This is a genomic window from Thermoanaerobacter mathranii subsp. mathranii str. A3 (genome assembly GCF_000092965.1).
Classification (GTDB): domain Bacteria; phylum Bacillota; class Thermoanaerobacteria; order Thermoanaerobacterales; family Thermoanaerobacteraceae; genus Thermoanaerobacter; species Thermoanaerobacter thermocopriae.
Genome location: NC_014209.1, coordinates 1631663 through 1647874, shown reverse-complemented (window position 1 = coordinate 1647874; position 16212 = coordinate 1631663). Strand labels below are relative to the sequence as shown.

15 protein-coding genes and 1 pseudogene are annotated in these 16212 nt (G+C 34.7%); 15 read left to right on the top strand and 1 reads right to left on the bottom strand.

Annotated elements, in window-relative coordinates; all coding sequences use genetic code 11:
* Nucleotides 1-138: 138 nt before the first annotated feature.
* From TMATH_RS08315 to copZ, 12 genes are all read left to right on the top strand, one after another.
* Nucleotides 139-1281 (top strand): iron ABC transporter substrate-binding protein, encoded by a 1143-nt coding sequence (locus TMATH_RS08315; RefSeq protein ID WP_013150605.1) that lies wholly within the window; start codon nucleotides 139-141, stop codon nucleotides 1279-1281.
* Nucleotides 1282-1341: 60 nt separating this feature from the next.
* Nucleotides 1342-2406: a FecCD family ABC transporter permease gene (locus TMATH_RS08310; protein ID WP_013150604.1), complete on the top strand. Its 1065-nt coding sequence runs from the start codon at nucleotides 1342-1344 to the stop codon at nucleotides 2404-2406.
* Complete coding sequence (locus TMATH_RS08305) at nucleotides 2403-3155, top strand: ABC transporter ATP-binding protein (RefSeq protein ID WP_013150603.1); 753 nt, start codon at nucleotides 2403-2405, stop codon at nucleotides 3153-3155. The genes TMATH_RS08310 and TMATH_RS08305 overlap by 4 nt, the downstream gene beginning before the upstream one ends.
* 23 nt (nucleotides 3156-3178) lie before the next feature.
* The gene (tsaA, locus tag TMATH_RS08300; RefSeq protein ID WP_013150602.1) at nucleotides 3179-3595 is read left to right on the top strand and encodes a tRNA (N6-threonylcarbamoyladenosine(37)-N6)-methyltransferase TrmO; all 417 of its coding nucleotides are present in this window, start codon (nucleotides 3179-3181) and stop codon (nucleotides 3593-3595) included.
* A 156-nt stretch (nucleotides 3596-3751) separates the two neighbouring features.
* On the top strand, nucleotides 3752-4906 hold the full coding sequence (locus tag TMATH_RS08295; RefSeq protein WP_013150601.1) for a COG1470 family protein: 1155 nt from the start codon (nucleotides 3752-3754) through the stop codon (nucleotides 4904-4906).
* 2 nt (nucleotides 4907-4908) lie between these two features.
* Nucleotides 4909-5847, top strand: coding sequence for an ABC transporter ATP-binding protein (locus tag TMATH_RS08290; protein WP_013150600.1), 939 nt, complete (start codon nucleotides 4909-4911; stop codon nucleotides 5845-5847).
* A 1-nt stretch (nucleotide 5848) separates the two neighbouring features.
* Entirely contained in the window at nucleotides 5849-6793 is a 945-nt protein-coding gene (locus tag TMATH_RS08285) for an ABC transporter permease (RefSeq protein ID WP_013150599.1), read from the top strand.
* A 387-nt stretch (nucleotides 6794-7180) separates the two neighbouring features.
* Nucleotides 7181-9259 (top strand): ribonucleoside triphosphate reductase, encoded by a 2079-nt coding sequence (locus TMATH_RS08280; RefSeq protein WP_013150598.1) that lies wholly within the window; start codon nucleotides 7181-7183, stop codon nucleotides 9257-9259.
* Nucleotides 9256-9942 carry an anaerobic ribonucleoside-triphosphate reductase activating protein gene (locus TMATH_RS08275; protein ID WP_013150597.1) on the top strand — a complete coding sequence of 229 codons (687 nt, stop codon included), beginning with the start codon at nucleotides 9256-9258 and terminating at the stop codon, nucleotides 9940-9942. Before TMATH_RS08280 ends, TMATH_RS08275 begins: the two co-directional genes overlap by 4 nt.
* Nucleotides 9943-10098: 156 nt before the next feature.
* On the top strand, nucleotides 10099-10455 hold the full coding sequence (locus tag TMATH_RS08270) for a DUF134 domain-containing protein (protein ID WP_013150596.1): 357 nt from the start codon (nucleotides 10099-10101) through the stop codon (nucleotides 10453-10455).
* A gap of 87 nt (nucleotides 10456-10542) precedes the next feature.
* Nucleotides 10543-11178, top strand: coding sequence for a VTT domain-containing protein (locus tag TMATH_RS08265; RefSeq protein WP_013150595.1), 636 nt, complete (start codon nucleotides 10543-10545; stop codon nucleotides 11176-11178).
* A 70-nt stretch (nucleotides 11179-11248) separates the two neighbouring features.
* Nucleotides 11249-11473: a copper chaperone CopZ gene (copZ, locus tag TMATH_RS08260; protein ID WP_013150594.1), complete on the top strand. Its 225-nt coding sequence runs from the start codon at nucleotides 11249-11251 to the stop codon at nucleotides 11471-11473.
* 259 nt (nucleotides 11474-11732) lie between these two features.
* On the opposite strand, the gene TMATH_RS11680 is transcribed toward copZ, so the two are convergent.
* The gene (locus tag TMATH_RS11680) at nucleotides 11733-11885 is read right to left on the bottom strand and encodes a DUF1540 domain-containing protein (protein WP_013150593.1); all 153 of its coding nucleotides are present in this window, start codon (nucleotides 11883-11885) and stop codon (nucleotides 11733-11735) included.
* Nucleotides 11886-12357: 472 nt separating this feature from the next.
* Here TMATH_RS11680 and TMATH_RS12495 point away from each other — a divergent pair.
* The 3 genes and pseudogenes from TMATH_RS12495 to TMATH_RS08250 all read left to right on the top strand — a co-directional run.
* Nucleotides 12358-12465 (top strand): annotated as a pseudogene (locus TMATH_RS12495) (cysteine synthase A); the annotation flags it as partial.
* A 141-nt stretch (nucleotides 12466-12606) separates the two neighbouring features.
* Nucleotides 12607-13701, top strand: a complete 1095-nt coding sequence (mnmA, locus tag TMATH_RS08255; protein WP_013150592.1) for a tRNA 2-thiouridine(34) synthase MnmA — start codon at nucleotides 12607-12609, stop codon at nucleotides 13699-13701.
* Nucleotides 13702-13772: 71 nt separating this feature from the next.
* Nucleotides 13773-16172, top strand: coding sequence for a heavy metal translocating P-type ATPase (locus TMATH_RS08250; RefSeq protein WP_013150591.1), 2400 nt, complete (start codon nucleotides 13773-13775; stop codon nucleotides 16170-16172).
* The last annotated feature ends 40 nt before the right edge of the window (nucleotides 16173-16212 follow it).

The window sequence follows — 16212 nt, the reverse complement described above, 5'->3', positions numbered from 1 at the left end:
TTAAACAGACCAGATTTGGTCTGTTTTTTTAACGCCTATTGTTTTCTCTTTTTTTTTCGTGTTATAATTTTTAAAAAAGTAACACTATATTATAGATGGAAAAACAATAGTAAAAGTTCAATAATGGAGGGGTAATTAGTGTCAAAACAATTAAAAAAGTTTAGTGGTATAGTTGTTATTTTGTTAGCGATTGTCATTTCTTTGACAGCATGTAGTAAAGCTTCACAAAATCAATCTCAAGTTTCTCAAACTTCTAAGGAAACAGCTCAAACAATTACAGTTACGGATTTAGTCGGAAGACAGGTAGAGATAAAGACTCCAGTACATAAAGTGGTAGGGATAGGTCCAGGAGCTTTAAGACTTATAACTTATATAGATGGGATTGACAGAGTGGCAGGTGTTGAAAATATAGACAAAAAACTTACAAATGGTAGAACTTACAATGTGATTTTCCAAGACAAATTAGCACAACTTCCCACTATTGGACAAGGAGGTCCTGATTCTACGCCAGATGCAGAAAAATTAATAGAAATAAATCCAGATGTTATTTTTGTGATATCTTTGCTTGATAAAGCCAACGCTGACGATTTACAAGCCAAAACAGGAATTCCTGTAGTAGTTTTAAGCTATGGGAAACTCGGGACTTTTGAAGAGGATGTATATACCTCATTAAAGATTATAGGAAAGATTATGGGAAAAGAGGACAGAGCCAAAGAAGTAGTGGACTACATAAAAGGAGTTCAAAAAGATTTACAGGACAGAACAAAGGATATACCAGAGGATAAAAAACCAACTGTCTATATAGGTGCATTAGGATTTAAAGGTGCCCATGGCATAGAGAGTACACAAGGAAATTATCCGCCTTTTATGGCTGTAAATGCAAGAAATGTAGCTGATACTTTAGGTCAAAAAGGAAGTGTGATGATAGAAAAAGAAAAATTATTAGATTGGAATCCTGATATAATATTCATTGATGAAGGAAATTTTGACTTGGTAAAACAGGATTATCAGAAGAATCCGGACTTTTATAAAAACTTAAAGGCAGTAAAAAATGACAATGTTTATGGGATTTTACCTTACAATCAGTATAATACAAATATTGATACAGCTTTAGCAGATTCTTATTGGGTAGGGAAAGTCCTTTATCCTGAACAATTTAAAGATATTGACCCTGCAGAAAAGGCTAAGGAAATTTACACTTTATTCTTTGGAGAAGCTGGAAAAGGCGTTTATGACAAGATGAAAGAAGTGTACGGTGGCTTTGAAAAAATTAAGTTTTAGTGAATAGTAAAAATTCCTCCACTAAAAGTGGGGGAATTGCAAAGATAAGGGGATGAAGCCTTGAGACAGTCATTTATAGACATTATACCAGAAAGTTATAATAAATATATCAAAAGAAAGGTATTTATTATACTTTTAACTGTTTTACTAACTTTGGCCATCTCAATATATGCAATAAATGCTGGTTCTGCTGGGCTTAGCGTTTATGATGTCATGAAAACCATTTTAGGAAAAGGAGAAGAGAGATTTCAAATAATAGTTTGGAACATTAGGTTCCCAAGAATTTTATCAGCAATTGTGGCGGGAATTGGTTTATCTGTTGCAGGATGTGTAACCCAAAGCATTCTGAGAAACTCTTTAGCTTCTCCTTTTACTTTAGGTATTTCACAAGGGGCTGCTTTTGGAGCGGCAGTAGCTGTCATTGTATTTGGAGCGGGTAGTACTACAAACCCTGATTCAGTGATTGTAAATAATCCATATTTAGTAGTCTTTTTTGCTTTTTTGGGTTCAATGGCTTCGACAATAGTTGTATTGATGTTGGCAAAAAGCTTTAGAGTAACTCCTGAGGCGATGGTTTTGGCAGGAGTAGCTTTAGGATCTTTGTTTTCCGCTGTTACTATGATTTTGCAGTATTTTGCTGATGATGTAAGAGTGGCTTCTGTAGTTTTTTGGACATTTGGGGATATAGGAAGGGTATCATGGAAAGATTTAGGTATAATGTCTGTAGTTGTAGGCATTTCTCTGATATATTTTATGTTTAACAGATGGAACTATAATGCTTTAGACAGCGGAGAAGAAACGGCAAAGGGCCTTGGAGTTGAAGTGGAAAGAGTAAGATTATTGGGCATGTTTGTCTCTTCTTTAATTGCTGCCGTTATTACTTCCTTTGTAGGAATTATAGGCTTTATTGGACTTGTTGCACCTCACATAATGAGGAGATTAATTGGGGGAGACCATAGATTTTTAATTCCTGCTTCTTCTGTAATGGGAGGTCTAATACTTTTAGCATCAGATACTTTAGGCAGAACTATTATTTCTCCGATAGTATTACCTGTGGGAGCTATAACCTCCTTTTTGGGAGCACCGGTTTTCCTTTATGTGCTTTCAAGGGGGTATAAGAGATGATTTTAGATATAGATGGTATTGAATTCAGCTATACCAGTGTACCTGTTTTAAAAGATGTTAAATTTACTCTTCAAAGAGGAGAATTACTTTCTATCTTAGGAAACAATGGGGCTGGTAAGTCTACTCTTTTGAAGTGTATAAATAAAATTCTAAAGCCTCACAAAGGAGCAGTATATATCGAAAAAGATGAAATTTCAAAATTAAGTAGAATAGAGGTGGCTAAAAGAATAGGATATGTGGCTCAAAGGAATGAGAATGGTCGATTTACTGTATTTGATGCGGTACTTTTAGGAAGAAAACCTCATATAAAGTGGGATGTGACTGAAAGGGATATAAAGATTGTAAATGAGGTTTTAAAAAAATTTAATTTAGAAAAGTTATCACTGCGCTATTTAAATGAGTTGAGTGGAGGAGAATTGCAAAAAGTAGTCATAGCGAGGACTTTGGCACAGCAACCTATTGTGATGCTTTTGGATGAGCCGACAAATAATTTGGATTTAAAAAACCAAATTGAAGTTTTGAGAATTGTGAAAGAGACAGTGAAAGAGCAAAATATAGCAGCAATTGTTATAATCCATGATTTGAATTTGGCACTTAGATTTTCTGATAAATTTTTACTTTTAAAAGATAACACCATTTTTGCCTATGGTGGAATGGAAGTTATGACGGAAGAAAATATAAAAGCTGTTTATGGTATACCTGTTGCAGTAGAAAAATACCGTAATATACCAATAGTTATACCACTCTAAATTGTAGAAAGGGGTAGTTTAGCTTGGATTTAATACCAATAGGAATTATTCGCAGTCCTTATAAAAAAAGAGGAGATGCGCCAAAGCAAGGGAGAATGTCTGATAAAGAAGCAGTTTTAGAAATATATCCGGAATTTGTAGATGGGCTTTGTGATATTGAGAGCAAAAAGCACATAATTGTGCTTTATTGGTGCCATTTAGGAAAACGGGATGTTTTAAAGACAGTCACACCTTGGGGGCCGGAGGTAAAAGGAGTTTTTGCTACACGGTCTCCTTCAAGGCCAAATCCTATAGCTTTTTGTGTTGCTGACGTTATAAAAGTTGAAGGAAATAAACTCTATGTAAAAGGAGTAGATGCCTTAGATGGGAGTCCTATACTTGATATAAAACCTTATGTTTATGAACTTGACAGTATAAAAGGTCCTGAGGATACGTTGTAGTATACATACTTATGTCTAATATATTGACAGAAGTTTTTTTGTCAATCTAAAATAAAAACAGGGGGTGGTTAATTGTATAAAACGTTTACACGTTAAATATTTGCTACCTACAACATAGGTTTTATCATTTTTTAAATTGTTGTAGGAGGGATTGCATTGAATAAGAAATTTTCAAAAAACATAATTGCTGTTATTTCATTTGTAATATTATTCTATTATAGTTTGGGCAGTTTTGCTTATGCTGACATTTCCGGTGTTACCTTTTACACTCCTTATATTAATATTGCCGTTACCCCAGGAGATTCTATTTCTTACAACATAGATATCCAAAATAAATCTACTCAAATCAAAAATATTCCCTTAAGTGTAAAAGCTCCAAAAGATTGGCAAACAACATTGACCGCTGGAGGTTGGAAAATCGAAGAAATTTCCGTGAAACCAAATGAAACTCAGACTGTTAATTTAACCGTGGATGTTCCTTTAAAAATTAACAAAGGCTCATATAATATTGTGTTGCTTGCTGCAGGTTTGCCAGTTCTTACTTTGACTGTAAATGTAACAGAACAAGGGACATATCAAACAGAGCTTACCAGCGATCAGCCAAATATGGAGGGTACCAACAAATCTACTTTTACTTATGAAGTCAAGTTAAAGAACAGAACTCCTGAAACCCAAACTTACGCACTTACTGCAGATGTTCAGGCAGGATGGAACGTGCAATTTACTGTTGAAGGAAAAGAGGTCACTTCTGTTTCTGTCGAGCCTAATAGTCAAAAGATAATCCAGGTTTCTATCAATCCGCCTTCCCAAATAAAAGCAGGTACTTACAAGATTCCAATAAAAGCACATACGAAAAACACTAGCGCTTCTCTCACATTAGAGGTAGTTGTTCGCGGCACCTATGGCATTGAATTGAGCACACCTTCTGGTGTTTTATCTACAGATGTAATTGCTGGTGGTGATAGAAAAGTTATTCTACAGGTAAAAAATACAGGTTCAGCTCAATTAGCGCAAATAAACTTTTCAGCTGATACTCCTGTTGATTGGGAGGTGACTTTTGAACCACAAACAATAGATACTCTTGCCCCTGGAGAGACCAAAGAGGTTGTTGCAATTATTCATGCGGATAAAAAAGCAATAGCAGGGGATTACGTAGTTACCATGAGAGCTTCTACTCCTGAAGCAAGTAATGAAGCTGTTTTTAGAGTAACTGTTAAAACCAGTTTATGGTGGGGAATTGTGGCTGTAATTATTATTGCAGGAGTCATTGGCGGGTTATATTACTTGATTCAAAAGTACGGGAGGCGGTAACTGTGGCTGAGGCTGTAATAGAACTTATTAATTTAACAAAAATTTATGGCACTCAGCCTGCTGTTGACCATTTAAACTTGACTGTTAAGACAGGTGAAGTTTTTGGCCTTTTAGGGCCGAATGGTGCTGGCAAAACTACCACAATTCTCATGATATTAGGTTTAGTGGAACCTACCCAAGGAGAAGCAAAGGTTTTAGGTATTAATGCCACGCGTGAACCTTTAAAAGTAAAAAAGTGGGTAGGATATTTGCCCGAAGACGTGGGATTTTATGACGATATGACGGGCTTAGAAAATTTAATTCTTACCGCACGGTTAAATGGAATGGAAGATGGTAAAGCCCATAAGACTGCAGAAGAACTTTTAAATCGTGTCGGATTGAAAGAAGCGATAAACAAAAAAGTTGGTGCTTATTCCCGTGGTATGCGTCAGAGATTAGGTTTAGCTGATGCATTGATAAAAAAACCTAAAATGATAATTTTAGATGAACCTACTTTAGGGCTTGATCCTGAAGGAATGAGAGAATTCCTCAATCTTATTAGAGAACTTAGCAAAGAAGAAGGAATAACAGTGTTGCTTTCTTCTCACCATCTTCATCAAGTTCAAGAAATATGTGACAGAGTGGGGATTTTTGTAAAGGGACGCTTGATTGCACAAGGTACCATTAGTGAATTGGCCAAAAAGCTATTTTTTTCTGAACTTTACACTTTTGAAGCAGTTGTAGCGCCTAATGACGATAAGATAATTGAAATTATTTCTAAAATAGAAGGTGTAACAAAAGTGGAAAGAGAGGATAAAACATTAGTTATAAATGCCAATAAGGACGTGGCACCACAAATAGCAGCTGTGGTTGTAAACAAGGGATATGAGTTACATCGGATTCAACCTAAAGTCTATGGACTTGACGATATTTACCATTGCTACTTTGAGGGGGTGCAGTAAAATGCGCCACTCACTTTATGTGTTAGTCAAAAAAGAAGTTTCTGATCACATTCACAGCTGGAGGTTTAATATATTGCTAGCACTAATTTTTCTTACTGCTATGGCATCAATTTATACTGCAGCTATGACGATTAGGGATGCAGTGCCAAAAGCGGAGACTCCAATTGGTGACGTAAATTTATTTTTAAAAATTTTTACAGTTTCTGACGGGAAACTTCCTTCCTTTATTGCTTTTGTAGGTTTTTTAGCACCCCTTTTGGGAATTGGTATGGCGTTTGATGCAATAAATGGGGAGAAAAATAAAGGAACTCTTCTTCGATTACTTGCTCAGCCAATATATCGGGATGATGTGATATTGTCTAAGTGGCTTGCTTCTCTTTTTGTAATTACTACGTTTTTCATTGCTTTAGGATTATTTGTAATGGGATTAGGAATACTTTTTTTTGGAATACCTCCAACTATTGAAGAAGTGTTAAGAATTGTTGTATTTTTACTTGTTACTTCTTTATATGTTGCAGTATGGTTGAGCCTTGCTATTCTCTTTTCAATATATTTCAGACAATCGGCTACTTCACTACTGGCTAGTATTGCGATATGGCTATTTTTTACACTGTTTTATGAAATGATTGTTAATATAATTGTGCCGTCTAATCCAGAGGGAGCACCGCAAGTAGTATTACAGCAGATGCATATGCATCAGTATTTATTACGGCTTTCTCCTAATATTTTGTATCAAGAGGCAATCACCACTTTGCTTTCTCCTAATATTAGAGCGCTAGGACCTCTTACCGTAGAACAATTAGTTGGTGCTATTCCATCTCCTATTGCATTTGAACAAAGCCTTTTACTCATTTGGCCGCATATTGCAGGGCTTATCGCTATAAGTGTTGCTTTGTTTGGCATTTCCTTTACACTTTTTATGAAGCAGGACATCCGCGGAAGATAAAGCGGATGTCCATTTTATATTGGCATTTTAACAAAAAAAATTCATGTTCATTTATTTTGCAGATATTGTGGTAGTATAAACGAATATTAAAGTCCTGCCATATATTATGGAGAACTAGGTCTTTTTAGAATATGTGGTAAATGCAAAGAAATATACTTTACAAAAAAGATGTTAAAAAATTATTTTTTATTGACAAGGTTATGAAGCAATTGTTATACTATATATTGAGGTGAATGCGATTATGTATACCATATTTTGTAGCAAAAATTAATACTTTCAATTAGAGGTGCCCAATTTTGACTTTAAAATTAGGTTAAAATGGAAGTGTGGTGAAAGTCCTGCACGATCCCGCCACTGTGATGATGAAATGAAATGGAGGTATAAAATATGGAAATTACTATGAAAGTTATAAAAAGAAATGGGAAAGAGGTTGAATTTGATAAATCTAAAATTGTAAATGCTATATATAAAGCTTTTAAAGCAGTGGGGGAAGGGGAATATAAACAAGCAGTAGAAATAGCAGATGAGGTTACTAATTATGTTGAAAAGAATTTAGAAGGAATAGCTAGTGTGGAACAAATTCAAGATATTGTAGAACAATATTTAATAAAGCGTGGTCATGCTAAAGCGGCAAAAGCCTATATTTTGTACAGAAAACAGCATCAAGACATAAGAGAGTTTAAAAAGATGTTTATGGATATTGAAAAAATGGTGGATGAATACATAGGAAAATTGGACTGGAGAGTAAATGAAAATAGCAATATGAGTTATTCACTTCAAGGTTTAAATAATCATATCTCCAGTACAATAACAGCTCATTATTGGTTAAACAAAATATATCCTCCAGAAGTTAGAGATGCCCACGTAAACGGAGATTTGCACATTCATGACTTAGGCCTTTTATCTGTGTATTGCTGTGGATGGGATTTAAGAGATTTACTTCTTTCTGGATTTACAGGAGTAGAAGGAAAAGTTCAAAGCAAACCTCCAAAGCACTTTAGGTCTGCTCTTGGGCAGATTGTCAACTTTTTCTATACACTTCAAGGGGAAGCAGCAGGAGCTCAAGCTTTTTCCAACTTTGATACTTATTTAGCGCCTTTTATATATTACGATAATCTTTCTTACAAAGAGGTTAAGCAAGCTTTACAGGAGTTTATATTTAACATAAATGTTCCTACAAGAGTAGGATTTCAAACTCCTTTTACAAACATAACTATGGACCTTGTGATACCAGAAATTATGGCAGATGAACCTGTTATAATTGGCGGTCAATTGATGGATAAAACATATAAAGAATTTCAAAAAGAAATGGATATGCTAAATATAGCGTTTGCAGAAGTTATGATGGAAGGAGATGCCAACGGCAGGATATTTACTTTTCCAATACCCACTTATAATATAACAAAAAATTTTGACTGGGATAGTCCTGTCATAGATAAAATAATGGAAATGACTGCGAAGTACGGTTTGCCCTATTTTAGCAACTTTGTAAATAGTGATTTAGATCCCAATGATGTGAGATCGATGTGCTGTCGGTTAAGGTTGGACAACAGAGAATTAAGAAAGCGAGGAGGGGGGCTTTTTGGAGCGAATCCTCTTACAGGTTCAATAGGAGTTGTAACTATAAATATGCCAAGAATTGGGTATTTATCTAAATCAAAAGAAGAGTTTTTCCAAAGGTTAGAAAGGCTTATGGATATTGCAAAAACAAGCCTTGAAATAAAAAGAGAAGTTTTGGAGAAAATGACTGAAATGGGATTGTATCCTTATTCGAAATTTTACTTGAGAGATATAAAAAAGAGATTTGGATTTTACTGGCAAAACCATTTTAACACGATAGGGCTCATTGGGATGAATGAGGCACTATTAAATTTTATGGGAGTAAGCATAGCCAGTGAAGAAGGAAGGAAATTTGCCATTGAAGTATTGGATTTTATGAGGCATAAATTAGAACAATATCAATTAGAATCTAATTTCATGTACAATTTAGAAGCTTCCCCTGCAGAAGGAGCTTCCTATAGATTGGCTAAAAAAGATAAAGAATTATTCCCTGATATAATAACTGCAGGTAGCGATGTGCCTTACTACACTAATTCTACACAGCTTCCTGTAGACTTTACTGAAGATATATTTGCTGCTCTTGACTTACAAGAGGAGTTACAGACAAAATACACAGGAGGTACAGTATTTCACGGATTTATTGGAGAAAGTATAAACGATGTGACTGCCTGCAAAGCTCTAGTCAAAAAGATAGCTTATAATTATAGAATTCCTTACTATACTATAACTCCAACTTTCTCTATATGTGAAGACCATGGTTATATATCAGGAGAGTATTATGAATGCCCTTACTGTGGAAAAGAATGTGAAGTTTACAGTCGAGTTGTAGGGTACTATAGGCCAGTAAAAAATTGGAATGAAGGAAAGAAAAAAGAGTTTAAAGACAGAAAGGAATTTGTCATATGATATACGACTTTATGCCTGTTTCTTTTGTTGATTTCCCAGGAAAAATTGCAGCCACTGTTTTTGTAAGTGGCTGCAATTTTAAGTGTCCTTACTGCCATAACTCTTATTTAATTCAAATAAGGGAAGGTATGCGGAGTGAAAAGGAGTTTTTTGATTATCTTAAAAAGAGAGCAAATTTGATAGAAGGAGTGTGTATTACAGGCGGAGAACCTACTCTTTGGAAAGGATTAGAAGATTTTATAAAAGATATAAAGGATTTAAATTTTAGTGTTAAGCTTGACACTAATGGATCAAGACCACAAGTGTTAGAAAATTTAATAGATGAAGGATTGCTCGATTATATAGCTATGGATATAAAAGCACCAATAGAAAAATATGGCATATTTTTAAAAAACAAAAAAGATATAGATAATGTTCAAAAAAGTGTAGAGATAATTAAAAATTCTGATATAGATTACGAATTTAGAACTACTGTAAATGACAAACTACTTACTTTAGAAGATTTTGAGGCTTTAGCTGATTGGATTTCTCCTGCGAAAAGGTATGTTTTACAAAGGTACAAGTATGAGGAAGGAGTATTGGATAAGAAGAGGAGTGGAATTCAAGATTGTAATATTAGCTTTTTGAAAAAAATAAAAGAAAAACTAAATGGAAATTTTGGTGAGATATTAATAAGAGAATAAGAGGTAAAAACCGAGGGAGATCGACAGACCGAAGGTGTATGAATAATATCCACAAAATGTTTATACGGACCATTCTTTTATGAAGGATTGATATTTTTTTTTAAAAAGTGTAAAATAAAAGTAATCGTCATTTATTAAACAATAGGGTGTGATAAAATGCCAAGACCTCCAAAATGTAGATGGGTTAGAAGTGAACCAAACGTGACGCATTTTAAACCTGTTGGCGTCCCTATGTCTATGTTAGATGAAGTTATACTAACAGTAGAGGAATTGGAAGCTATAAGGCTTAAGGATTTGGAAGGTTTAGAGCAAGAGGAATGTGCTGATATGATGAAAGTGTCAAGACCCACCTTTTTTAGAATAATAAGTTCTGCTAGACAAAAGGTAGCTGATGCTTTAGTCAATGGCAAAGCGATAAGGGTGGAAGGTGGCAATTACAGGGTTTATAATGAAGAACAAAGATGCCATAGAGGTATGCGCCATAGGCATAGCTATTGGGGTGGAGAAGATTGATTCATATATTTTTACAAGACCTTTCATATATATAGTATAATTAATGCTGTGAATTAGAATTACTATATATATGAAAGGATGGAGGAGATGGACCTTATAAAAGATTTCATTGATATTATATTGCATCTTGATAGGTATTTGGGTAACATTATACAAATGTATGGTGCCTGGACTTACAGCATTTTGTTTTTTATAATTTTTTTTGAAACTGGCTTTGTAATAACTCCTTTTTTACCAGGAGATTCTCTTCTTTTTGCTGCAGGGACGTTTGCGGCAATTGGCAGCTTAAATGTATTTTATGTGATTATGCTTTTAGCATCTGCTGCAATATTGGGAGATACGGCAAACTATCACATAGGAAAATTTGTCGGGGAAAAGATTTATGAAAGAGAAAATTTAAAATTAATTAAAAAAGAGCATTTGATAGAAGCTCGTAGTTTTTATGAAAAGTATGGTTCTTTTACTATTGTTATAGGAAGGTTTATACCAATTATTAGAACTTTTGTACCCTTTGTAGCAGGGATTGGGGAAATGAGGTATTTTAAGTTTTTGTTTTACAATGCATTAGGTGGAGCACTGTGGGTTCTACTTTTTACTTTAGGAGGTTATTATTTTGGAAATTTGCAGATAGTAAAAGACCATTTTGGATTTGTAACAATTGCGATAATTGTTATATCTCTAATGCCCCCAATTGTAAGCTTTTTAAATAGAAAAAAACGTTGAGTCAAGAACTTTTACAAATTATGTACTGCCATATATAATACTTTAAATTTATGAAAGGAGTATAGGAGTTATGGGCTGGTTTGGACCTAAAGGTGAAACTATTATATTAAATGTTAAGGGGATGACATGTAACCATTGCAAAATGTCTGTCGAAAGTGCACTAAAAAAGTTAAATGGTGTATCAAAAGCTGTTGTTGACCTTGACAAAGGAAATGTTACGGTAACTTATGATCCTTCCAAAGTTTCTATAGATGATATGAAAAAAGCAATTATTGATACAGGATATGAAGTGTAATATAGCTATTAAAAATTTAAAGTGAACAAAAGCGTTGAAGGATTTAAAAATGAATCAGCTTTCGACAAACTTTTTACTTATAAATAAAGTCTCCTCCTTTTATGCTCGAGTGCAGGCTCGACGGTAAGCTGCTTTCCCTAAAATTTCGCAAACTAGTTTCAAAAATTCCGCGATGCACTCTACGCATAAAAGCGGAGACTTTTCTTATGCCTAAAGTCTGAAACGTTGAATACTTATCAATGGTTTTCTTTAGTTGTTTTTATTTTGGTTTAAATGTTGTGCATTCTGTTTCTGCGCTAGTTTTTGCAGGCGTTACTTTTGAACTTACTTCAATTGATGGAGCGTGGCATCTCATATCTTTCCAGTAGCTGCAAGTATTTACTGAACATTTAACTACATTTTCTGCTGTCATATAACACACCTCACTTATTTATTATCAACAAATAGTATTTCCATATATTAATTTATTATACTTTTTGCGAACAAAATAACAAAGGCTAAGACATAATAGCGAAATACCTTATAAATACATATTTGTCACCCATCTTTCTTTGGAAATCTACGTGGCTTAAGGAAGGTTATCAAATATTGCACTTATCTCTTCTACCTTGAATTCCTGTGTTAAATTTTATACTTACAGACAATGTTAAATAAACTAAATTTTGAAACGTATCTATTGACATTGATATAAGATTGTGATACTTTAAGAAAAGAAATCATATAATTCCTATCTAAATAATCGGAATTAAAAGGAGGCAAAAACTTATGTCTTCAAGTTAAATAGAATTGTTCCTGAAAATGCAGCGGAGGTACGATGGTCAGTACTGTAAAAGGGTATAAGTTGATTCTTGTAATGCCTGATACGATGAGCATAGAACGGAGAAATTTTTGCGGCAATTGAAGTTGCAAATCGTTTTAGGAAAGGAAAACGGGTTGTAACTGAGTTGCCTGATACAGGTAAAAGCTATTTAAGTATGCAGAAATTTTTTTGAATATTGAACTTTATCGTCAATAAATATAGAATTATGAACAGATACTAATAATTAAGAAACGGTAAATTATACGGAAAAAATGCAACTACTTCGTGGTTTAGATATCTGACTCTACAAGATAGGAGGTTAAAAAGTTTTTTTATGAAAAAAAATAACAGAGTAGTAGTGGGAATGAGCGGAGGTGTTGATAGCTCTGTTTCGGCTTATCTTTTAAAAGAACAGGGATATGAGGTTATAGGTGTTACGATGCAAATATGGCAGGACAAAGATGAGGAAGCAGTAAGAGTTGAAGGCGGCTGTTGTTCATTGGCTGCTGTTAATGACGCCAGAAGAGTAGCGAATAAGATTGGCATTAAATATTATGTAATGAATTTTAAAGATGTTTTTAAAGAAAAAGTAATAGATTATTTTGTAGATGAGTATCTAAGAGGAAGGACTCCCAATCCCTGTATTGCTTGCAATAAATATATAAAATTTGAAGAACTTTTAAAAAGAGCCTGGATGATAGATGCATATTATGTAGCAACAGGCCATTATGCGATTAAAGAGTACGATGAAGAGAGAAGAAGGTATTTATTAAAGAAGTCTGTAGATACTTCCAAAGACCAGACGTATGTACTATATAATCTTACTCAGACTCAGCTTGAGCATATTTTGTTTCCACTGGGTAAATATAAAAAAGATGAAGTCAGAAAATTGGCTAAGGACTTAGGTCTTCCGGTTGCATCAAAACCAGATAGTCAGGAAATTTGTTTTGTAACTGATAATGATTATGGAAAATTTATTAGGGAAAATGCCAAAGAAGAGATAAAACCAGGAGAATTCCGCGATACGAGAGGTAGATTTTTAGGTTATCATAAGGGAATTATACATTATACAATAGGACAAAGGAAAGGTCTGGGAATTTCAGTAGGTAAACCTCTTTATGTTGTTGATATCGATGCAGAAAATAATGTGGTAGTATTAGGATACGGTGACGAAGTATATGGAGATGAACTCATTTCTTACAATAATAATTTTATTTCAATTGACAAACTTGAAGGAGAGATGAGAGTAAAAGCAAAGATACGGTACACTGCAAAAGAGCAAGATGCAGTTATACGACCACTTGAAGATGGGAGGGTTTTTGTGAAATTTGACTCTCCACAGAGGGCTATTACACCGGGGCAGTCAGTAGTTTTTTATGATGGAGATATTGTTGTGGGAGGCGGAATAATAGAAAGGAAAGTTAAATAAAATTTCGGAATTCCCTTTGATGTGGCAGAATACCCTATAAGAATACTGAGAGATAAAGAGGGGGCAGAAGTATGGCCAAAAAAGCTAATTTAAAAATAACAGGGATGTCTTGTGCAGCTTGTGCAACAAAAATAGAAAAGGGGCTTAAAAGCTTAGATGGAGTTTTAGATGCAAATGTAAATCTTACTGTTGAAAAAGCCACAGTTATATATGATTCAGATAAAATTGATATACGCGACATAGAGAAAAAAATACAAGATATAGGATATGGTGTAATAAAAGATAAAGTGGAGCTTGCACTTATGGGTATGTCCTGCGCATCCTGCGCTGCCAAAATCGAAAAAAAGTTAAAAAACCTGCCTGGTGTAAGCAATGCATCAGTTAATTTTGCGACTGAGACGGCAATTGTCGAATATGATTCAAATGAAATTGATACAGAAAAAATGATTAAAGCGATAAAAGATATAGGATATGATGCAAAAGAAAAGACTGGAGTAGGTATTGACACAGAAAAAGAGATAAAGGAGAGAGAAATAAATACGCTAAGGAAACTTGTAATATATTCAGCAATTTTAACTGTGCCGTTAGTGATATCAATGGTTTTGAGAATGTTTAAAATTTCAGGTGGAATACTTGATAATCCATGGTTACAGGTATTTTTATCTTCACCTGTTCAGTTTATTGTAGGTTTTAGATACTATAAAGGTGCGTGGAACAATTTAAAAAATATGACGGCAAATATGGATACTTTGGTAGCTATGGGAACATCTGCAGCATATTTTTATAGTTTGTACAATGTATTTACTAAACCCTCTCATGAGATACACAACTACTTGTATTTTGAGGCATCAGCAGTTATTATAACGCTTGTAACATTAGGTAAGCTGCTTGAAGCTATAGCCAAGGGAAAAACATCTGAAGCAATAAAGAACCTCATGGGACTACAAGCAAAGACTGCAAGAGTGATAAGGGATGGGCAAGAATTAGATATACCTATTGAAGAGGTCAAAGTCGGGGATATCGTTGTTGTAAGGCCGGGCGAAAAAATACCAGTTGACGGTAAAATAATTGAAGGCAGTTCAGCTGTGGATGAATCTATGATAACTGGAGAATCTATTCCTGTAGAAAAAGGCGTTGGTGATGAAGTAATTGGCGCTACGATAAATAAAACAGGAACCTTTAAATTTGAAGCCACAAAAGTGGGTAAAGATACGGTATTATCGCAAATTATTAAAATGGTAGAAGATGCCCAAGGGTCAAAAGCGCCAATTCAACAAATCGCTGATAAAATCTCTGGTATTTTTGTCCCGGCAGTTATAGGTATAGCTGCTACCACATTTTTAATTTGGTATTTTGGGTATGGAGATTTTAATGCGGGCATAATAAATGCAGTATCAGTACTTGTAATTGCCTGCCCGTGTGCGCTTGGACTAGCAGTTCCGACCTCTGTGATGGTAGGGACAGGAAAAGGAGCAGAAAATGGTATACTCATAAAGGGAGGAGAACATCTGCAGAGGGCAGGGAAAATAACGGCAATAGTGCTTGATAAGACTGGGACGATAACAAAAGGAGAACCGGAAGTTACAGACATAGTAGCTTTTGGAGATTTCACCGAAGATGAGATTTTGAAAATTGCGGGAATTGCAGAAAAAAATTCTGAGCATCCATTGGGACAAGCAATTGTCAATAAAGCAAAAGAAAAATTTAAAACATTGGAGGAACCTGAGAAATTTGAGGCTATACCAGGCTACGGTATATGCATTACGATAAATGAAAAAGAGTTTTATATTGGCAATAGAAGGCTCATGGATAGACAAAATATTGATATAACGTCAATTGAAGATAAGGTCACAGAACTAGAATCACAGGGTAAAACAGCAATGATATTGGCATCTCGCGACAGAGTTTATGGCATTATAGCTGTTGCAGATACTGTAAAGAGTGACTCGGCAAAAGCAATTCAAAAGTTACAGGCTATGAACATTGAGGTGTATATGATTACCGGAGATAATAAAAAAACTGCTGAGGCGATAGCAAAACAAGTTGGCATAAAAAATGTGCTGGCAGAAGTATTGCCAGAAAATAAAGCTGAAGAGGTTGCGAAGCTTCAGAAAATGGAAAAAGTGGTTGCAATGGTAGGAGACGGTATTAATGATGCTCCAGCTTTGGCTACCGCGGATGTCGGCATAGCGATAGGTACAGGTACAGATGTAGCAATAGAAACCTCAGATATAACACTCATAAGTGGTAATCTTATGGGAATTGTGACTGCTATAAAATTAAGTAAAGCCACCATGAAAAATATATATCAAAACTTATTCTGGGCTTTTATATACAACACAATTGGTATACCATTTGCTGCAATGGGATTTTTAACTCCAGCTATAGCGGGAGGGGCGATGGCTTTTAGCTCAGTGTCAGTTGTTTTAAATGCTCTGAGATTAAGAAGGTTTAGAGGGGATAATAGTTAGAATGAGTTTGGATTTGTCCAAACTCATTCTTGTATAGGTG